Here is a 16892-nt window from a genome sequence, read left to right as displayed (position 1 = left end):
AAGCCAGATCAGATGTCACCTACTCGTGCACCAGCCCCCTCCTCATTGCTTGTGGTGTTCAGTGGCTTGTTGTGTCCGGTTGGTGTGGATGTCATGCGCTGGCTGTCACGAGCGTCATCTGGGTGGTCCCAGGTTGAGCGCGACGCTGTCGCCGGGGAGAACTGTCATCGCCTGCTGCAGGAGGGTCGCGAAGTCGATCTGGGACAGTACCGAGCCCGATTGCCGTGCCGTCGGCAGCAGCGTGTCGGCGATGCTGCCGAGCGGTGGCGCGATCTTGTTCACGAGTACCGCGGACCGGTTCAGCGACGGCTTCCACCGTTCGCGGATCTTCACACCCCCGTCGGTATAGGTGGCGAACGGCTTCACCGCGGTGACGACGTCGCGAATGCTGGTGCCGGCGTACACAAGTTGGGGTGCGGTGGGGCGCAGGGAGGGGCCGATCCAGGCGCCGTCCTGCAGCATCGTGGTGGCATTCCCGATGACCTTCTTGATCGCCGGCTGCGAGTAGATCATCGTCGCCGCCAGCACCTGCGCGGCGGGAGTGAGCCGCTCGACGTCGCCCTCGGTGCCGGCCAGCGCGGTCGCGAGTGTGTCGACGAGGTCGTTGACGAGCGTCGGGTCCACCTGATCGAGCATTGTCTGGGTCGAGCCGAGTAGTTCCGGCACGGATGCGGGAACCTCGACGACAGAGGCGGTCAGGGTCTGTCCGCTCCTGATCGGCTCGGCCTGTCCGTCGGATGGCGGAATGAGGAACAGTCCCGACTCCCCGATCATCGACTGGTTCTCGATCACGAGTTTGCTGTTCGACGGAATTCGGTGCGAGGCGTCGTAGGCGATCTGGACCTCGATGTCATTACTTCCGGTGTAGGACACCGACTTCACACTGCCGATGGAGACACCTCGGAGCAGCACTGCCGACCCGGCGTGCAGTCCATTGGATTTGGGCGCGGTGATGGTCACCGTGGTCTGGTCGGAGAACACCCGCATCTTCAGGACGCCCATCGACAGGTAGGCGACCGCGATGATGAGCACCGCGATGGTCGCGACGATCGAGAACGCGTAACGCGCCTTCATCGGAGTGCACCGATCATGCGGAGCACCGCCGCAACCGATTGGGTGACCTCGCGGTGGTCTGCACCGACGGTGACCTTGTCGACGGAGACTCCGCCGTTACCGGCGAACGGAATCAGCTTCGTCTTCGTCACGTCGATGACCTTGCCGATGTTGCCGTTGAACTGTGTCGAGGTCGCCGAGTAGCTACGCAGCAGTGGGATGATCTTCTCCAGGAACGGATTCAGCTCCGCCAGTCGCGGGGTGAGCCAGCTCAGCCCGATGGCCAGCGCGCTCGAGCCCGCCACGAGTTTGAATCCCTCGCTGATCGCGTCGAAGACCGCGCCCACGGCGAACTGGCCCTGCGGGCCCATCGACAACGCGAGCAACTGAGGGTCGGAGGCGATCTCGTGACTCGCGGAATCGAGCGTGTCGATCATCGAACTCAGGTGATCCGTGCCGCGAGCGAGATCGCTGATGTCCTGCGCGCCGACGCGCGATGCCGCGGGAAGGTCCCCGTCCTTGATGTCGACGGACTCGTTGACCTTCCGGATCGACTCCTGCACCCGCATCAGCGAGCCACCTGCCATGAAGTCGGCGAGATTGGTGATGATGTCCTCGATCTGCGGGCCGGGGTCGGTGTCGTGGAGTCCGATGGTGTCGCCGTCGTGCATCACGGCGGCATCGGCTCTGGTGGGCGGGATCAGCGCGACGTAGATGTCGCCGAGCATCGTCGACTGTCGCAGTTCGGCTTTCGATCCGACGGGCACCTGTGCCTGGGGCTTGATCCCGAGGCTCAGACGGGCCGCGTTGGGCACCAGCGCGATGGACTCGAGTGTGCCGATCTGCGTGCCGCGCGAGAGGACCCGCGCACCGAGCGGCAGATTCACCACGGACGAGAAGTCGACGTAGATGGTCTTCGAGTCCGACGACGAGGACGTCAGTTTGGGAAGTAGATTGGCAGGATTCGTACCACGCCCGATCGCAACCACCGCGAGGGCAGCCACCACCGCCAGCACACACAATCCGAGAGACATTCCACGGCGCATCATCGGACGAGACCTCCCTGTAGCGCACTGCTCACCACGTCGGTCAGGTCGACCACTGCCGTCTGGCCGGTGCGTGGGTCGCAGCTCCCCGCGCGAGTTCTGTTGAGCAGTCCGCACAGTGCCGCGCTACTCGGAGTCTTGGTCAATACCCGGGGTCCGGACACCGACACCGGTATTCCTCGTGTGGAGCGGCGCAGTGACGTCGACAACGTGGTGGTGATCGCCGGTATCTCGCGCAGGATGGCCAACAGGTCAGGTGTTTTCGCGATGCCGAGATCGATCAGCGGCGACGCGATGTCCGCGGTGTCGAGTAGCGGTGGGAGCAGGTCACCGAGCAGATCGTCGATGCCGGGCGCCGCCTCCGAGAGTCCGTGGAAGATGTAGACGAAGTCTTCGATGAGCCTGCCCATCATGAACGTCAGCGATGCCGAGTTGACGCCGATGTCGCGGAGATCGTCCCAGTTCTCGGTGGTGACGTCGGTGAGTGTGGCGAGATTGTCGAACACCGAACGCATCGACGCGAGGAACTCATCGGGCTGCGCCATGAGCCCCGACATGTTCTTGATGATCCGGTTGATGTCGCCGCCGGTTCCGCTGATCTGTCTCGATGCTGTCGAGATGAGCTCTCCCACAGGCTTCTTCGTGTCGGTTCCGGCTCCACCGACCTCGTTGAACATCGTGGTGAAGGACTGGAATGCGGCGCTGACCGAGATGGGGGTGAAGGTACGCGACAGCGGTACGCAGGCATCCGATGCGAGTTGCGCACCGCCGTGAGCGTCGACGCCTACCAGTTCGAGCCTGCGGTCGGCGAGAACCGAGTTGTTGATCGCGACCACCTTCAGGTCCGATGCCAGCGGCCGGTCGTCGACCTTCATGTGCACTGTCACATAGCCGCTCTCCGGCGAGAGTGACGTGACCTTGCCGACCGTGACACCTCTGATGTTGACCGAGTTGCCCGCGTAGAGACCTGCCGAATCGGGCAGCCGAGCACAGAGCGCACGAGTGTTGCTCGACGTCGATCGCAGGTAGAACACCACTCCACCCGCGAGTAGGGCCACCACGAGTACGGCGACGACCACGGCTGCCAAGCGGCCGCGCACTATGGCGGCGGAAGTCCTCAGCATCGGCGCCCCGCCAGCGGTATGCAGATCGACTTGTCGTCGATCACCTGATCGCCGAAATCCAGTGCGACACCGTTGGGATGGAGGGTGCGGGTCAACTTGTCGGCGATGTTGCGCAGTTGCGTGATCGCCACACTCATCTTCGCGGCAATGTCCCTGGTCTGACCCGCGGACGCGATGATCTTCTGCAGCGGTGGCTTGATCCGCGCCTGGTAGGGCTCGCCGAGAACGTCACCGACGTAGAGCACCAACTCGGCGAGAGCGTCGTAGGTGATGATTCCGCGGTCCTTGTACCCGATGATCAGCGGTAGCACCGAGTGGATGCGACCGATCATCTCGGTGAGAGTCTGCCGCTGGGCGACCATGGCTGTCGTGTACTCGCTGCCGATGGCGGCAACGCTCTTCAGTTGTTCCTGCTGTTTGTCGAACAGTTCGGTCAAGGTGTCGACGTCGGACATGATGCCGTGAATGGCGCCGGGCGCGGCGTCGAAACTGTTCGTCAGTGCCACTGCGGTTCCGCGCATGGTGGGCGCGTCGATACCCGACGTCGTCTTCGCCGCGGCGTCGAGAACCTCGGAGATCGAGTACGGCACCGATGTTCTCGATGCAGGAATCACCCTGTCCCCCAGGGGCTTGCTCCCCGATGGCAGCAACGCAACATAGGCTCCACCGACCACGGTGAGCATCCGGACGTCGAGGGAGGTCTGATCACCGAGGAAGGCGGTTCGGTCGACGGAGAGCGTGACGTCGACCTTGTCGTCGGACAAGGCGACGTCGGTCACCTTGCCGACGGTGACACCGGCGATCCTGACCTCGGTGCCGCTCTTGATGCCGCCACTCTCCGACATCACCGCGCGCACCGTCTCACGCCCGGGTGGCGAGAGATAGAGGACACCACACACGGCCACGAGCACCGCGATGACGATGACGATCCCGACCGCCCAGAGCATTTCGGCGCGGTGCGACACTTGGTCACGGACGGCGAAGTCGGAGATCCTGCTCAGGCCCGGCACAGCGTCACCTTCCCCCCACCGAGAAGGATCTGACCCATTTCGGGCAGCGACACCTGCCCGTGCGAACACGTCGAGTCGAATCCCAGCTGGCTCATCGAAGCGTTCACGGTCGCCAGGAATGTGGGCAGAGCGCCGAGCACCCGTGCGAACTCGTTGGTGTCGGGTACGAGTTGCATGATGCGCGCCGACACGTTGTCGTGACCGCCGAGCGACAGGTCGAACAGATTCGACAAGAGGTCGACGATTGGTGGGAAGACTTTGGCACCGTTGCCGAAAGCGGATTTGAGAAGATCGAGTTTGGTCTCGAGCGTGTCGAACAGGACGCCCAATCCGTCCATCATGGTCTTGATGATCTGCGACTTGCCGTGCAACTCGTTCGAGATCACGCCGAGATTGTCGACGATCGTCGAGATCAGTACGCGCCTGTCCGTCGCGAAATGGGTGAGCCGCTCGACGTCGGCGAGGACGTCACCGAGCCCGACGTTGCCCTCCCCCTGCAACAGATCGAGCATGTTCTCGGCGAAAGTGTTGAACACCTCGGGATCGGCACCCTGCAGCAGTGGCCGTAACCCGTTGAACAACTTGGTGATGTCGAATGACCCCATCGTCTTCGCGGCGGGGATGACCCGACTCGGATCGAGAGGCGCGGAGTCGTCCGGTTCGGTCGAATTGACCGTCGGCGTCACCTCCGCCTTGGTGATCGCCAGATATCGTTGGCCGACGAGATTCTGGAAGCGGATGGCGAGCTGATCTCGGCCGACGAGTCGATTTTCCTGCCGCACCGTGAATGTCACGACGGCGACGCCCGACCGCTGCAGATCGATGTCGAGCACCTTCCCCACCTGCACGCCACGAACCCGGACATCGGCGTTCTTGTGCAGCCCGAACACGTCGGTGAACTCGGCGCGATAGGTCTCGACGTCGCCGCCGACGGGCCGGTTGATCGCCTGCACGATCGCGTACAGCGCGAGGATCACGACGGCCGCCACCAGCAGCAGGCGCTTCGTCGCCGACGATGCACTCCTCATGACCCGCCTCCCACCCGTGTCAGGAGTTGACTCAGCGGGGTCGCGACGGCGGGCACGACGTCGAGATTCGCGCTGACCGACAGGGTCGTGCGGCCGGTCCGCGGGTCGGTGTGGAACGCGCCGCCGAACCTGTCGACGAGCGAGCCGACCTGCGCGGGCGTTACCCCCTGCAGTGACTGGCCCAGTGGTGTGGTGAAGGCGTTCGTCAGATCCATGAACGCACCGAAGGGTGCGAGCCCGTTGAACAGTGATCCCATGCCGCCGAACAGATCTCCGATGTCTCCGATCATCTGCGCTACCTGGCGCACGTACGCATGGTCGAGCAGCAGCGGATTCGAATTGAGGACCTCGAGCGCCTTGACACCACCGGCCCCGGCGGCACCGACACCGCTGAACGCATCGGCCGCGGTGGGTAACAGCGCACTGAGCCGTGTGCGCTGTCCCTGCTGCACGGTCTGCAGCGTGACCGTCGCGGCGGTCAGGAACGGCGACAACCTGACCGTCGTGTCGCTGAGCTGGTTGAGCAGATCCGAGAGCTGCGGCGAGAGCACCGGGAGGGTGAACGATCCCGCGCTGCGCACCGTCGCGGTCACGGTGTAGTCCGACGGCGCCTGGGCGAGCGCGATGACGCTGCCGCCGGTCACCGCCGGCCCCGAGCCCGTCGGGTTCAGGCGTACGGCGTCGGAGCCGAACAGGTTGCGCGACACGAAGCTGACCTTCGTGTTCTCGGTCAGTTCACCCATGGCGCTCGTGTCGACGCACACCTCCATCCGGGTGACGTCGCGTCGCGAGATGTCGAGTCCGCAGACCTCGCCGACGGTCTCCCCACGGATGTCGACGGGTACGCCCTCCTGAACGCCGTCGGGCAGCGACGGCGCATCGATGGCGAAGCGGACTGTGTCGTCGCCCCCGCCGAACGGGTTCACGACGAACAGCGCCACGACCGCGACGACGACGAGAACCGCGACGACGCCGCGCTTGCGCAGCGATGCGGGAGACAGTTCGCGTGCTCTGCTCATGCGAAGTTCAGCCCCGAGTTGAGTCCCCAGAACATCAGCGACATCGCCATGTCGGCCGCGACGATCAGCACGAGGCTCGCCCGGATGGCCCGGCCGGATGCGATGCCGACGCCTTCCGGACCGCCGTGCGCGAAGAAGCCGTAGTAGGTGTGCGCGATGATCACCAGGACAGCGAAGACAACGACCTTGATCGTCGAGTACACGACGTCGACCGGGCTGACGAAGGCCTCCACGTAGCGGTCGTAGGCACCGGCCGAGTTGCCGTAGACAACGCTGACGACGATCCGTGACGAGAGGTAGGCCAGGCACAGCGAGATCAGGTAGAACGGCACGATCGCGAGGACGCCCGCGATCACCCGGGTGCCGACCACGAACGGGATCGGCCGGATCGCCTGCGCCTCGAGGGCGTCGATCTCCTCCGAGATCCGCATCGATCCGATCTCGGCCGTCATGCGACAGCCGGCCTGAGCCGCGAATCCGACGGCGGCCACGATCGGGGCCATCTCACGGGTCGCGGCATACCCGGTGATCAGGCCTGCCATCGGCGAGAGGTTCAGCGACGACAACGAGGTGACGCCGAGGATCCCGATCATGCCGCCGACCGAAACACCAAGGATGGCAAGCACACTCGCGATGCCGCCGCCGACGAGGATCGAACCGTTGCCCCAGGTGGTCTCGGCGAACGCCGCGAGTGTCTGATTGCGGTAGGCGCGCACCGTGTGCGGCAGGCCCGCGATGATGTCACCGATGAACGTCGCCTGGCGACCGATGTGTTCGAACGGCCGACCGGCGTCGTCGGCGACCTTCTCCAGTCGCGCGAACTTTGTGCTGGGAACGAACCCGCCAGCGCGTTGTGCCATCTCAGCTCACCACCACTGTCAGATCACCTGCGGCGGGATGAACAGTGTCGTGATCTGGGTGATGATCACGTTGATCACCATCGAGGCGACGATGCCGAGTACGACTGCGGCGTTGACCGCGTCGGCGACCCCGCGCGCCCCGCCGGCCGCTTCGAGGCCACGACGGCTGGCGATCACGACCACCACGAAACCGAAGACGACTGATTTACCCAGGCAGATCCACAGATCTGTGGTCGAGGCGTAGCTACCGAACGACTGCCAGTACGAACCGGCGATCACCCCCTGGCCGACGATCGCCACGATGAAGCTGGCAGCCACAGCGATCACGATGATGAGCACCGACAGCACCGGAGCGACCAGGATCATCGCCACCATGCGCGGCGCAACGAGGCGTCGGGTCGGATCGATGCCGAGGACCCGCATCGCGTCGATCTCCTCGCGCACCGTCCGCGCGCCGAGATCGGCCGTGATCGCCGACGCGCCTGCACCGCCGAGGAGCAGCGCGGCAGCCATGGGTGCGCCCTGTTGGATCACGCCCATGCCGCCGACCGCGCCTGCCATCGACGTCGCGCCGAGGTTGCTGGTGAGGCCACCGATCTGTACGGCGATGATGACTCCGAACGGAACAGCCATGAGCAGCGCGGGCAGCACCGTGATGCTGAGCAGGAACCACGCCTGCACTGTCGCCTCCCGGATCGGAAACCGGCCGCCCACGATGTCAGTCGCCGCGATGACAGAGGTGCGTACGCCGAGCCTCACCGTGCGACCGAAGCCCTGCACACTCTGCGCCACCGGCACGCGCAACCCCCAAGAATCAATCAAGCATTTGTTTGGTTTTGAGACGCAGACCGCGCCCCGGTTTCACTTACGGTCAGTGGTGAGTATCACACATGAATACGTCCGCTGTCACACCCTCGGCGAGACAAGCGGCATCAACAGCAATAATGAAGCAGCACTCGGATCTCTGAGCTCGATACCGTCGGTGTCGAGTGTTCGCTGCAGTGAAACGCAAGTGTGGGATATGGTTCACCCATGGTGACAACAGCGGTGTCTGAACGGTCGGCCGTGACACGATGTCGACGTTGAGTTCCGCTCGGAGTCGCCGCACCCAGGAGCAGCAGCGTCAGGAGCGTCGAATCGTCGACGCGGCGTCGGCGGAGTTCGTGCGTGCGGGTGTTCGCCGCGCCAGCATCGATCGGATCGCGCGCGACGCGGGTGTCAGTCGAAGCACTCTGTACCGACGCTTCCCCAGCAAAGAGGCGCTTCTGACCGAAGTGGTCCTCCAATTGCAGCGGGACTTCTTCACCGCGATGGAGAACGCCGTCGGCCACCTTGACCCCCGCCAGTCGGTGATCGAGGGTTTCCAGGTGGCCATCGCGCGCGCACGTTCCAGCGATCTGGTCAAGAGAATCATCGCCGACGAGCCGGGCGCCGTCGACCTGATCATCGGGCTCGACGGACCCAACATCGTCACCCTGGTCGATCAGTTCAGCGCCCGCATCGTCGAATCCCTGCGTAGCGCGGGAGCCAACATGCCCGACGCCGACCTGCGTCTCGCGGCCGAGACCATGTTCCGGCTGATCATGTCGTACGCACTGACGAGTTCGCATTCCATCGACATCGACGACCCCGACGCCCTGCGGGACTACGCGGCGAAGTTCCTTGCGCCGATGGTCTGGTAACAGACGCCCCGGATAGCACTCGGCCCCCGCACTCACGAGAAGTGCGGGGGCCGAGTCTTTTTCGATCAGCTGCGGATCAGCGGTAGTCGCTGCCGAACCCGTAGTCGTCGAGCGGAACCGCAGCGCCGGCCGGAGCACCGAAGGTGCCGTCCGGGCTGTAGTAGGTGTCGTCGTAGGACGGCACCGCGTAGGCGGCCGCGCGGGCCTCCTCGGTCGGCTGGACCTCGATGTTGCGGTACCGGTTGATACCCGTACCGGCCGGGATCAACTTACCGATGATCACGTTCTCCTTCAGACCGATCAGCTTGTCGCTGCGGCTGTTGATGGCCGCATCGGTCAGGACACGCGTGGTCTCCTGGAACGACGCCGCCGACAGCCAGGACTCGGTCGCCAGCGAGGCCTTGGTGATACCCATCAGCACCGGACGTCCGGCAGCGGGCTCGCCACCCTCGGACACGACCTGACGGTTCGCGGCCTCGAACTCGGCGCGCTCGGTGAGCGAGCCGGGCAGGAACTCCGTCGAACCCGAGTCGATGATCGTCACGCGACGCAGCATCTGACGCACGATGGTCTCGATGTGCTTGTCGTGGATCGACACACCCTGGCTGCGGTAGACCTCCTGGACCTCGTTGACCAGGTGCACCTGCACCTGACGCGGACCCATCACGCGGAGAACCTCGTGCGGGTTCGCCGAACCCTCCATGAGCTGCTGGCCCACCTCGACGTGGTCGCCATCGGCGAGAAGACGCTCGGAGCCGTCGTCGTGCTTGAAGACACGCAGACGCTGACGCTTCGAGATCTTGTCGTAGACAACCTCTTCCGATCCGTCATCGGGGATGATCGTGATCTTGTAGAAGCGGTCGTCGTCCTCGAGACGAATCCGTCCGGAGACCTCCGCGATCGGTGCGACACCCTTGGGTACGCGCGCCTCGAAGAGCTCCTGGACACGCGGCAGACCACCGGTGATGTCGTCACCGACACCACCCTGGTGGAAGGTACGCATCGTCAGCTGGGTACCGGGCTCACCGATCGACTGGGCCGCGATGATACCGACGGCCTCGCCGATGTCGACGAGCTTGCCGGTGGCCATCGAACGGCCGTAGCACATCGCGCACACACCGGTGCCGGTCGCACAGGTCAGGACCGAACGGACCTTGACCTGGTCGATGCCTGCAGCGAGCAGGGCCTCGATAGCCGGATCGCCCAGATCGTGACCACGTTCGACGATGACGTTGCCGTTCTCGTCGACCGCGTCAGCGGCCAGGGTGCGGGCGTACGCCGAGGTCTCGACGTGCGCGTCGCGGATGATCGAACCGTCGGGCTGCTTCTCGCCGAGCGACACGTTGATGCCGCGCTCGGTGCCGCAGTCGGTCTCGCGGACGATGACGTCCTGGCTGACGTCGACCAGACGACGGGTCAGGTAACCCGAGTCCGCCGTACGAAGTGCCGTGTCCGCCAGGCCCTTACGAGCGCCGTGCGTGTTGATGAAGTACTCCGCGACGGTCAGACCCTCTCGGAACGAGGACTTGATCGGACGCGGGATGAACTCACCCTTCGGGTTCGTCACCAGACCCTTCATACCCGACAGGTTGCGCACCTGCGTCATGTTTCCGGTCGCGCCGGACTTCGGGATCATGGTGATCGGGTTGTCGTCGGGGTAGTAGTCCTCCATGGCCTTACCGACTTCCTCGGTGGCCTGCTTCCAGATCTCGACCAGAGCGTCACGACGCTCGTCCGGGGTGAGGGCACCACGCTGGAACTTGCGCTCCAGACCGTCGGCCCGCTCCTCGTAACGCTCGAGGATCTCCGCCTTCGCCGGCGGCACCAGCACGTCGGCCATCGACACGGTCACACCCGAGCGGGTCGCCCAGTAGAAACCGACGTCCTTGAGCTTGTCGACGGTCTGCGCAACGACGATCATCGGGTAGCGCTCGGCGAGATCGTTGATGATCGCGGCCTGACGCTTCTTCGGCATCTGCTCGTCGACGAACGGGTACTCCACGGGCAGCAGCTCGTTGAAGAGCACGCGACCCAGCGTCGTCACGACGTCCCACGGCTGACCGTACTTCCAGCCATCCGGGAACTGCTCGGCCTCGATGTCGGCAGGCGGACGCTGATCGGTCAGGCGCACCTTGATGCGCGACTGCACGGTGAGCGCACCGCGGTCGACGGCCATGATGGCCTCGGCCGGGCTCGAGTAGACGCCACGTTCGATGTCGTCGTCGGTCGCCGGGGTGTACTCGCCGGCCGCACCCTCCTTGAGGGTGGTCAGGTAGTACAGACCGGTCACCATGTCCAGACGCGGCATGGCCAACGGACGACCCGACGCGGGCGACAGGATGTTGTTCGACGACAGCATCAGGATGCGTGCCTCCGCCTGCGCCTCGGCGCTCAGCGGAAGGTGCACGGCCATCTGGTCACCGTCGAAGTCGGCGTTGAACGCCTCACACACGAGGGGGTGCAACTGGATGGCCTTGCCCTCGACGAGCTGCGGCTCGAACGCCTGGATGCCCAGACGGTGCAGCGTCGGAGCACGGTTCAGCAACACCGGGTGCTCGGCGATGACCTCTTCGAGCACGTCCCACACGGCCGGGCGCTGACGCTCGACCATGCGCTTGGCGCTCTTGATGTTCTGTGCCTGGTTCAGGTCGACGAGACGCTTCATCACGAACGGCTTGAACAGCTCGAGCGCCATCAGCTTGGGCAGACCGCACTGGTGCAGCTTGAGCTGCGGGCCGACGACGATGACCGAACGGCCCGAGTAGTCGACGCGCTTGCCGAGCAGGTTCTGACGGAATCGACCCTGCTTGCCCTTGAGCAGATCCGACAGCGACTTGAGCGGACGGTTGCCCGGTCCGGTGACCGGACGACCGCGGCGGCCGTTGTCGAACAGGGCGTCGACCGACTCCTGCAGCATCCGCTTCTCGTTGTTGACGATGATCTCGGGTGCGCCGAGGTCGATCAGTCGCTTGAGGCGGTTGTTGCGGTTGATGACACGGCGGTACAGGTCGTTGAGGTCGGAGGTCGCGAAGCGGCCACCGTCGAGCTGCACCATCGGACGGAGCTCCGGCGGGATCACCGGCACGGCGTCGAGCACCATGCCCAGCGGCGAGTTGCCCGACTGCTGGAACGCGGCGACGACCTTGAGTCGCTTGAGCGCACGCAGCTTCTTCTGGCCCTTGCCGCTACGGATGGTCTCGCGCAGCGACTCGGCCTCGGCGTCGATGTCGAAGTTCTCGAGGAGCTTCTTGATCGCCTCGGCGCCCATAGCACCGGTGAAGTACTCGCCGTAGCGGTCCTGCAGCTGGTGGTAGAGCTTCTCGTCGATGATCAGATCGCCGGGAGCGAGCTTGGTGAACTTGTCCCAGAGCTCTTCGAGAGCGTCGAGCTCACGCTGCGCGGCGTCGCGCATACGCTTCATCTCACGCTCGGCACCGTCACGCACCTTGCGGCGCACGTCGGCCTTGGCTCCCTCGGCCTCGAGCTCGGCCAGGTCGGCTTCGAGCTTCTGCTGACGCTCGGCGAGATCGGCTTCGCGCTGGTCGGCGACAGCTTTCTTCTCGACCTCCATCTCGGCCTCGAGGGTCGAGAGCTCGTTGTGGCGCAGCTCGTCGTCGACCGAGGTGATGACGTAGGCGGCGAAGTAGATGATCTTCTCGAGATCCTTCGGCGCGAGGTCGAGCAGGTAGCCCAGACGGCTCGGCACACCCTTGAAGTACCAGATGTGCGTGACCGGAGCGGCCAGCTCGATGTGACCCATCCGCTCGCGACGCACCTTGGCCTTGGTGACCTCGACGCCGCAGCGTTCGCAGATGATGCCCTTGAAGCGCACGCGCTTGTACTTGCCGCAGTAGCACTCCCAGTCGCGAGTAGGTCCGAAGATCTTCTCGCAGAACAGGCCGTCCTTCTCGGGCTTGAGCGTGCGGTAATTGATGGTCTCGGGCTTCTTGACCTCGCCGTATGACCAGTTGTGGATATCGTCGGCCGTCGCAAGACCGATTTTCAGTTCGTCGAAAAAGTTGACGTCGAGCACTTGTTACCTTTCCAGAGCTCTGTCAATAAAGGGCCGTAGGCCGCCGGTCACGAATTCCCGTGACCGGCGGCAGCGAGTGTCAGTTCGCGAGGTCGTCGACGGTGGCCGACTCGTTGCGCGACAGGTTGATGCCGAGGTTCGCGGCTGCCCGCTCGAGGTCCTCGTCATCGGTGTCGTGCATCTGGATCGCCGCACCGTCGGAGCTGAGCACCTCGACGTTCAGGCACAGCGACTGCAGCTCCTTGAGGAGCACCTTGAACGACTCGGGGATGCCCGGCTCGGGGATGTTCTCGCCCTTGACGATGGCCTCGTAGACCTTGACACGGCCGACCACGTCGTCGGACTTGATCGTCAGCAGCTCCTGCAGGGTGTAGGCAGCGCCGTACGCCTGCATGGCCCAACACTCCATCTCACCGAAGCGCTGGCCACCGAACTGGGCCTTACCGCCGAGCGGCTGCTGGGTGATCATCGAGTACGGACCGGTGGAGCGAGCGTGGATCTTGTCGTCGACCAGGTGGTGCAGCTTGATGATGTACATGTAGCCGACGGACACCGGGTACGGGAACGGTTCGCCGGAGCGACCGTCGAACAGTGTCGCCTTGCCGTCGCCGTTGACCATGACCTCACCGTCGCGGTTCGGCAGCGTCGAGGACAGCAGTCCCGTCAGCTCCTCCTCGCGGGCGCCGTCGAACACCGGCGTCGCGGTGTTGGTGTCGGGCTCGGCCGAGTACATGTCCTCGGGCAGCTTCGACGCCCAGTCGGGCACACCACTCGCGACGTTGATGTTCCAGCCGGTCTTGGCGATCCACCCGAGGTGGGTCTCCAGGATCTGACCGATGTTCATACGACGCGGAACACCGTGGGTGTTCAGGATGATGTCGACCGGGGTGCCGTCGGGCAGGAACGGCATGTCCTCCTGCGGGAGGATCTTGCCGATGACGCCCTTGTTTCCGTGGCGGCCTGCGAGCTTGTCGCCGTCCTGGATTTTGCGCTTCTGCGCGACGTAGACGCGGACCAGTTCGTTGACACCGGGAGCGAGATCGTCGTCGTCGTCGCGGCTGAAGACGCGGACGCCGATGACCTTGCCGGTCTCTCCGTGGGGCACCTTGAGCGACGTGTCGCGAACCTCGCGAGCCTTCTCACCGAAGATCGCACGCAGCAGACGCTCTTCCGGGGTCAGCTCGGTCTCGCCCTTCGGGGTGACCTTGCCGACCAGGATGTCGCCATCGCGGACCTCGGCACCGATACGCACGATGCCGCGCTCGTCGAGATCGGCGAGGACCTCATCGGAGACGTTCGGGATGTCGCGCGTGATCTCCTCGGCACCCAGCTTGGTGTCGCGGGCATCGATCTCGTGCTCCTCGATGTGGATCGACGTGAGCACGTCCTCCTCCACGAGCCGCTGGCTCAGGATGATCGCGTCCTCGTAGTTGTGACCCTCCCACGGCATGATCGCCACGAGCAGGTTCTTGCCCAGGGCCATCTCACCGTTCTCGGTGCACGGACCGTCGGCGAGGACCTGTCCGGCCTCGACGCGCTGGCCCTCGTCCACGATCGGACGCTGGTTGGCGCAGGTGCCGTGGTTCGACCGCGCGAACTTGCGCATCCGGTAGGTGTCGCGGGTGCCGTCGTCTGCCATCACGGTGATGTAGTCGGCGGAGACCTCTTCGATGACACCGGTCTTGGTCGACACGATGACGTCGCCGGCGTCGACCGCTGCACGCAGTTCCATGCCGGTGCCGACCAGCGGCGACTCGTTACGGACCAGCGGCACAGCCTGACGCTGCATGTTCGCACCCATCAGGGCGCGGTTGGCGTCGTCGTGCTCGAGGAACGGGATCATCGCGGTCGCGACCGAGACCATCTGTCGCGGCGAGACGTCGAGGTACTGGACCTCGCCCGCGCCGACGAACTCGACCTCGGAGCCCTTCTTACGGACCAGCACACGATCGTCGGTGATGGTGCCGTTGAGGTCGAAGTTGGTGTTCGCCTGGCCGATGAGGAAACGGTCTTCCTCGTCAGCGGTCAGGTACTCGATGTCGTCGGTGACGACACCGTCGATGACCTTGCGGTACGGGGTCTCGATAAAGCCGAACGGGTTGACCCGCGCGTACACCGAGAGCGAACCGATCAGACCGATGTTCGGACCCTCAGGGGTCTCGATCGGGCACATGCGACCGTAGTGCGACGGGTGGACGTCACGGACCTCGAGTCCTGCGCGCTCACGGCTCAGACCACCGGGGCCCAGCGCCGAGAGACGACGCTTGTGCGTCAGGCCCGACAGCGGGTTGTTCTGGTCCATGAACTGCGAGAGCTGCGACGTTCCGAAGAACTCCTTGATCGCCGCCACGACCGGACGGATGTTGATCAGGGTCTGCGGCGTGATCGCCTCGACGTCCTGGGTGGTCATGCGCTCACGCACGACACGCTCCATACGCGAGAGGCCGACGCGGATCTGGTTCTGGATCAGCTCACCGACGGTACGCAGACGACGGTTACCGAAGTGGTCGATGTCGTCGACCTCGATCGGAACCTCGAGGCCGTCCTGGCCCGCGACCTTGGCGAAGGACACAGTGTGCGGATCCGCCTCGTGCAGGCGAACGAGGTACTCGACGGTGGCGGCGATGTCCTCGCGGGTCAGCACCGACTCGCCCGTCATCGGGTTGTCCGTCAGACCCAACTTCTTGTTGATCTTGTAACGACCGACGCGTGCGAGGTCGTAGCGCTTCTCCTTGAAGAACAGGTTCTCGAGGAGGTTCTCCGCCGACTCACGTGTGGGGGGCTCGCCCGGACGCAGCTTGCGGTAGACCTCGAGCAGCGCCTCGTCCTGGTTGGCGGTGTTGTCCTTCTCCAGGGTGGACATCATGATCTCGGAGAAGCCGAAGCGCTCGCTGATCTCCTCGGTCGTCCAGCCGAGAGCCTTGAGCAGCACGGTGACCGGCTGGCGACGCTTGCGATCGATGCGGACACCCACGGTGTCGCGCTTGTCGACGTCGAACTCGAGCCAGGCGCCACGGCCCGGGATGACCTTCACGGTGTGGAGGGTCTTCTCGGTTGCCTTGTCGATGGCGGCGTCGAAGTAGACGCCGGGGCTGCGGACGAGCTGCGACACGACGACACGCTCGGTGCCGTTGATGATGAAGCTGCCCTTGTCGGTCATGATCGGGAAGTCGCCCATGAAGACGGTCTGCGACTTGATCTCACCGGTGTTGTTGTTGATGAACTCCGCGGTGACGAACAAGGGCGCCGCGTAGGTCATATCCTTGTCCTTGCACTCCTCGACGGAGGCCTTGACCTCGTCGAAGTGAGGGTCGGAGAAGGAGAGCGACATCGACCCCGAGAAATCCTCGATCGGGGACAGTTCGTGGAGGATGTCCTCCAGGCCGCCGACGGGGTTCTCCTCGCCTCGGGCGATGGCCTTGGCGCGCCACTCGGGCGAGCCGACGAGCCACTCGAAGGAATCGAGCTGGAGATCAAGGAGGCCCGGTACCTCCAAAGGCTCGCTGATCTTTGCGAACGATGCGCGATGCGGCGCATTCGGGATGGTGGTTGAGGTGGACTGGCGATCGACTGCCAAGGTGCGTCCTTCCAACACGAGGGTTCTGCCTAGCGGTGTGTTCAACAAGCGCTGCGTGGCTTGGGCCGTTCGCTGGTGACAACCTTCGATCGGCGATCACCAGGCACACACGTGACAGATATGTGGCCAGAAGGAGAATCGACAGATGGACAGGAGGCAGCCAGCGCAACGTCCAACTGTAGCAGAAAATAGACGCACTTTGTCAAGTAGCGTCTGGAAACGATTTCGCACCGGTGGCTGCCTGCGCTGCAATCGCTGGACACAGATTGGCCCGCCAACGCCGCCACGTCAAGCGGTACGCGCCAATTTGTGTCAGAAAATTAGCGCCTCACCTGCGTAAGCGCAGGATCCGGCAGGTCGAGGCGCTGTGTCGGTGGTGTGCCGAAGTGTTCCGCTCGACCAATTCACTCCCGCTCGATCGACCCGATGAGCGGGAGTGAAGTCGGTGTGCGACAGGATC

11 protein-coding genes are annotated in these 16892 nt (G+C 64.4%); 1 reads left to right on the top strand and 10 read right to left on the bottom strand.

The window, feature by feature from the left end:
- Positions 1 to 114: 114 nt before the first annotated feature.
- The 8 genes from LK459_RS15050 to LK459_RS15015 are packed head-to-tail and all read right to left on the bottom strand — an operon-like array spanning position 115 to position 7938.
- Positions 115 to 1074: an MlaD family protein gene (locus tag LK459_RS15050; RefSeq protein ID WP_227919258.1), complete on the bottom strand. Its 960-nt coding sequence runs from the start codon at positions 1072 to 1074 to the stop codon at positions 115 to 117.
- Positions 1071 to 2102 (bottom strand): MlaD family protein, encoded by a 1032-nt coding sequence (locus LK459_RS15045; protein ID WP_227919257.1) that lies wholly within the window; start codon positions 2100 to 2102, stop codon positions 1071 to 1073. Before LK459_RS15045 ends, LK459_RS15050 begins: the two co-directional genes overlap by 4 nt.
- A complete protein-coding gene (locus LK459_RS15040; RefSeq protein ID WP_227919256.1) occupies positions 2099 to 3223 on the bottom strand; it encodes an MlaD family protein in 1125 nt (374 codons plus the stop codon). Before LK459_RS15040 ends, LK459_RS15045 begins: the two co-directional genes overlap by 4 nt.
- Positions 3217 to 4233, bottom strand: coding sequence for an MlaD family protein (locus LK459_RS15035; RefSeq protein WP_227919255.1), 1017 nt, complete (start codon positions 4231 to 4233; stop codon positions 3217 to 3219). Before LK459_RS15035 ends, LK459_RS15040 begins: the two co-directional genes overlap by 7 nt.
- The gene (locus LK459_RS15030; RefSeq protein WP_227919254.1) at positions 4221 to 5261 is read right to left on the bottom strand and encodes an MlaD family protein; all 1041 of its coding nucleotides are present in this window, start codon (positions 5259 to 5261) and stop codon (positions 4221 to 4223) included. Before LK459_RS15030 ends, LK459_RS15035 begins: the two co-directional genes overlap by 13 nt.
- Positions 5258 to 6280, bottom strand: coding sequence for an MlaD family protein (locus LK459_RS15025; RefSeq protein WP_227919253.1), 1023 nt, complete (start codon positions 6278 to 6280; stop codon positions 5258 to 5260). Before LK459_RS15025 ends, LK459_RS15030 begins: the two co-directional genes overlap by 4 nt.
- Positions 6277 to 7140 (bottom strand): MlaE family ABC transporter permease, encoded by an 864-nt coding sequence (locus LK459_RS15020; protein ID WP_227919252.1) that lies wholly within the window; start codon positions 7138 to 7140, stop codon positions 6277 to 6279. Before LK459_RS15020 ends, LK459_RS15025 begins: the two co-directional genes overlap by 4 nt.
- 18 nt (positions 7141 to 7158) lie before the next feature.
- Complete coding sequence (locus LK459_RS15015; RefSeq protein ID WP_007239685.1) at positions 7159 to 7938, bottom strand: ABC transporter permease; 780 nt, start codon at positions 7936 to 7938, stop codon at positions 7159 to 7161.
- Between the two features lie 275 nt (positions 7939 to 8213).
- Here LK459_RS15015 and LK459_RS15010 point away from each other — a divergent pair, with 275 nt between their 5' ends.
- Positions 8214 to 8822 (top strand): TetR/AcrR family transcriptional regulator, encoded by a 609-nt coding sequence (locus tag LK459_RS15010; protein WP_227919250.1) that lies wholly within the window; start codon positions 8214 to 8216, stop codon positions 8820 to 8822.
- A gap of 76 nt (positions 8823 to 8898) precedes the next feature.
- On the opposite strand, the gene LK459_RS15005 is transcribed toward LK459_RS15010, so the two are convergent.
- Positions 8899 to 12855 (bottom strand): DNA-directed RNA polymerase subunit beta', encoded by a 3957-nt coding sequence (locus LK459_RS15005; RefSeq protein ID WP_227919249.1) that lies wholly within the window; start codon positions 12853 to 12855, stop codon positions 8899 to 8901.
- Positions 12856 to 12934: 79 nt separating this feature from the next.
- Positions 12935 to 16432, bottom strand: a complete 3498-nt coding sequence (rpoB, locus tag LK459_RS15000; RefSeq protein ID WP_227919247.1) for a DNA-directed RNA polymerase subunit beta — start codon at positions 16430 to 16432, stop codon at positions 12935 to 12937.
- Between the last annotated feature and the right edge of the window lie 460 nt (positions 16433 to 16892).

It is taken from the genome of Gordonia otitidis (genome assembly GCF_020735545.1).
GTDB classification, from domain to species: domain Bacteria; phylum Actinomycetota; class Actinomycetes; order Mycobacteriales; family Mycobacteriaceae; genus Gordonia; species Gordonia otitidis.
The sequence above is the reverse complement of the archived record's forward strand: the minus strand, read 5'-3'. Positions and strand labels throughout refer to the sequence as shown.

Excerpts from the sequence above, each read along its gene's own strand:
- LK459_RS15040 (WP_227919256.1), bottom strand. The coding sequence starts at position 3,223 with ATGCTGAGGACTTCCGCCGCCATAGTGCGCGGCCGCTTGGCAGCCGTG.
- LK459_RS15020 (WP_227919252.1), bottom strand. The coding sequence starts at position 7,140 with ATGGCACAACGCGCTGGCGGGTTCGTTCCCAGCACAAAGTTCGCGCGA.
- LK459_RS15010 (WP_227919250.1), top strand. The coding sequence starts at position 8,214 with ATGTCGACGTTGAGTTCCGCTCGGAGTCGCCGCACCCAGGAGCAGCAG.
- LK459_RS15025 (WP_227919253.1), bottom strand. The coding sequence starts at position 6,280 with ATGAGCAGAGCACGCGAACTGTCTCCCGCATCGCTGCGCAAGCGCGGC.
- LK459_RS15050 (WP_227919258.1), bottom strand. The coding sequence starts at position 1,074 with ATGAAGGCGCGTTACGCGTTCTCGATCGTCGCGACCATCGCGGTGCTC.
- LK459_RS15045 (WP_227919257.1), bottom strand. The coding sequence starts at position 2,102 with ATGATGCGCCGTGGAATGTCTCTCGGATTGTGTGTGCTGGCGGTGGTG.
- LK459_RS15030 (WP_227919254.1), bottom strand. The coding sequence starts at position 5,261 with ATGAGGAGTGCATCGTCGGCGACGAAGCGCCTGCTGCTGGTGGCGGCC.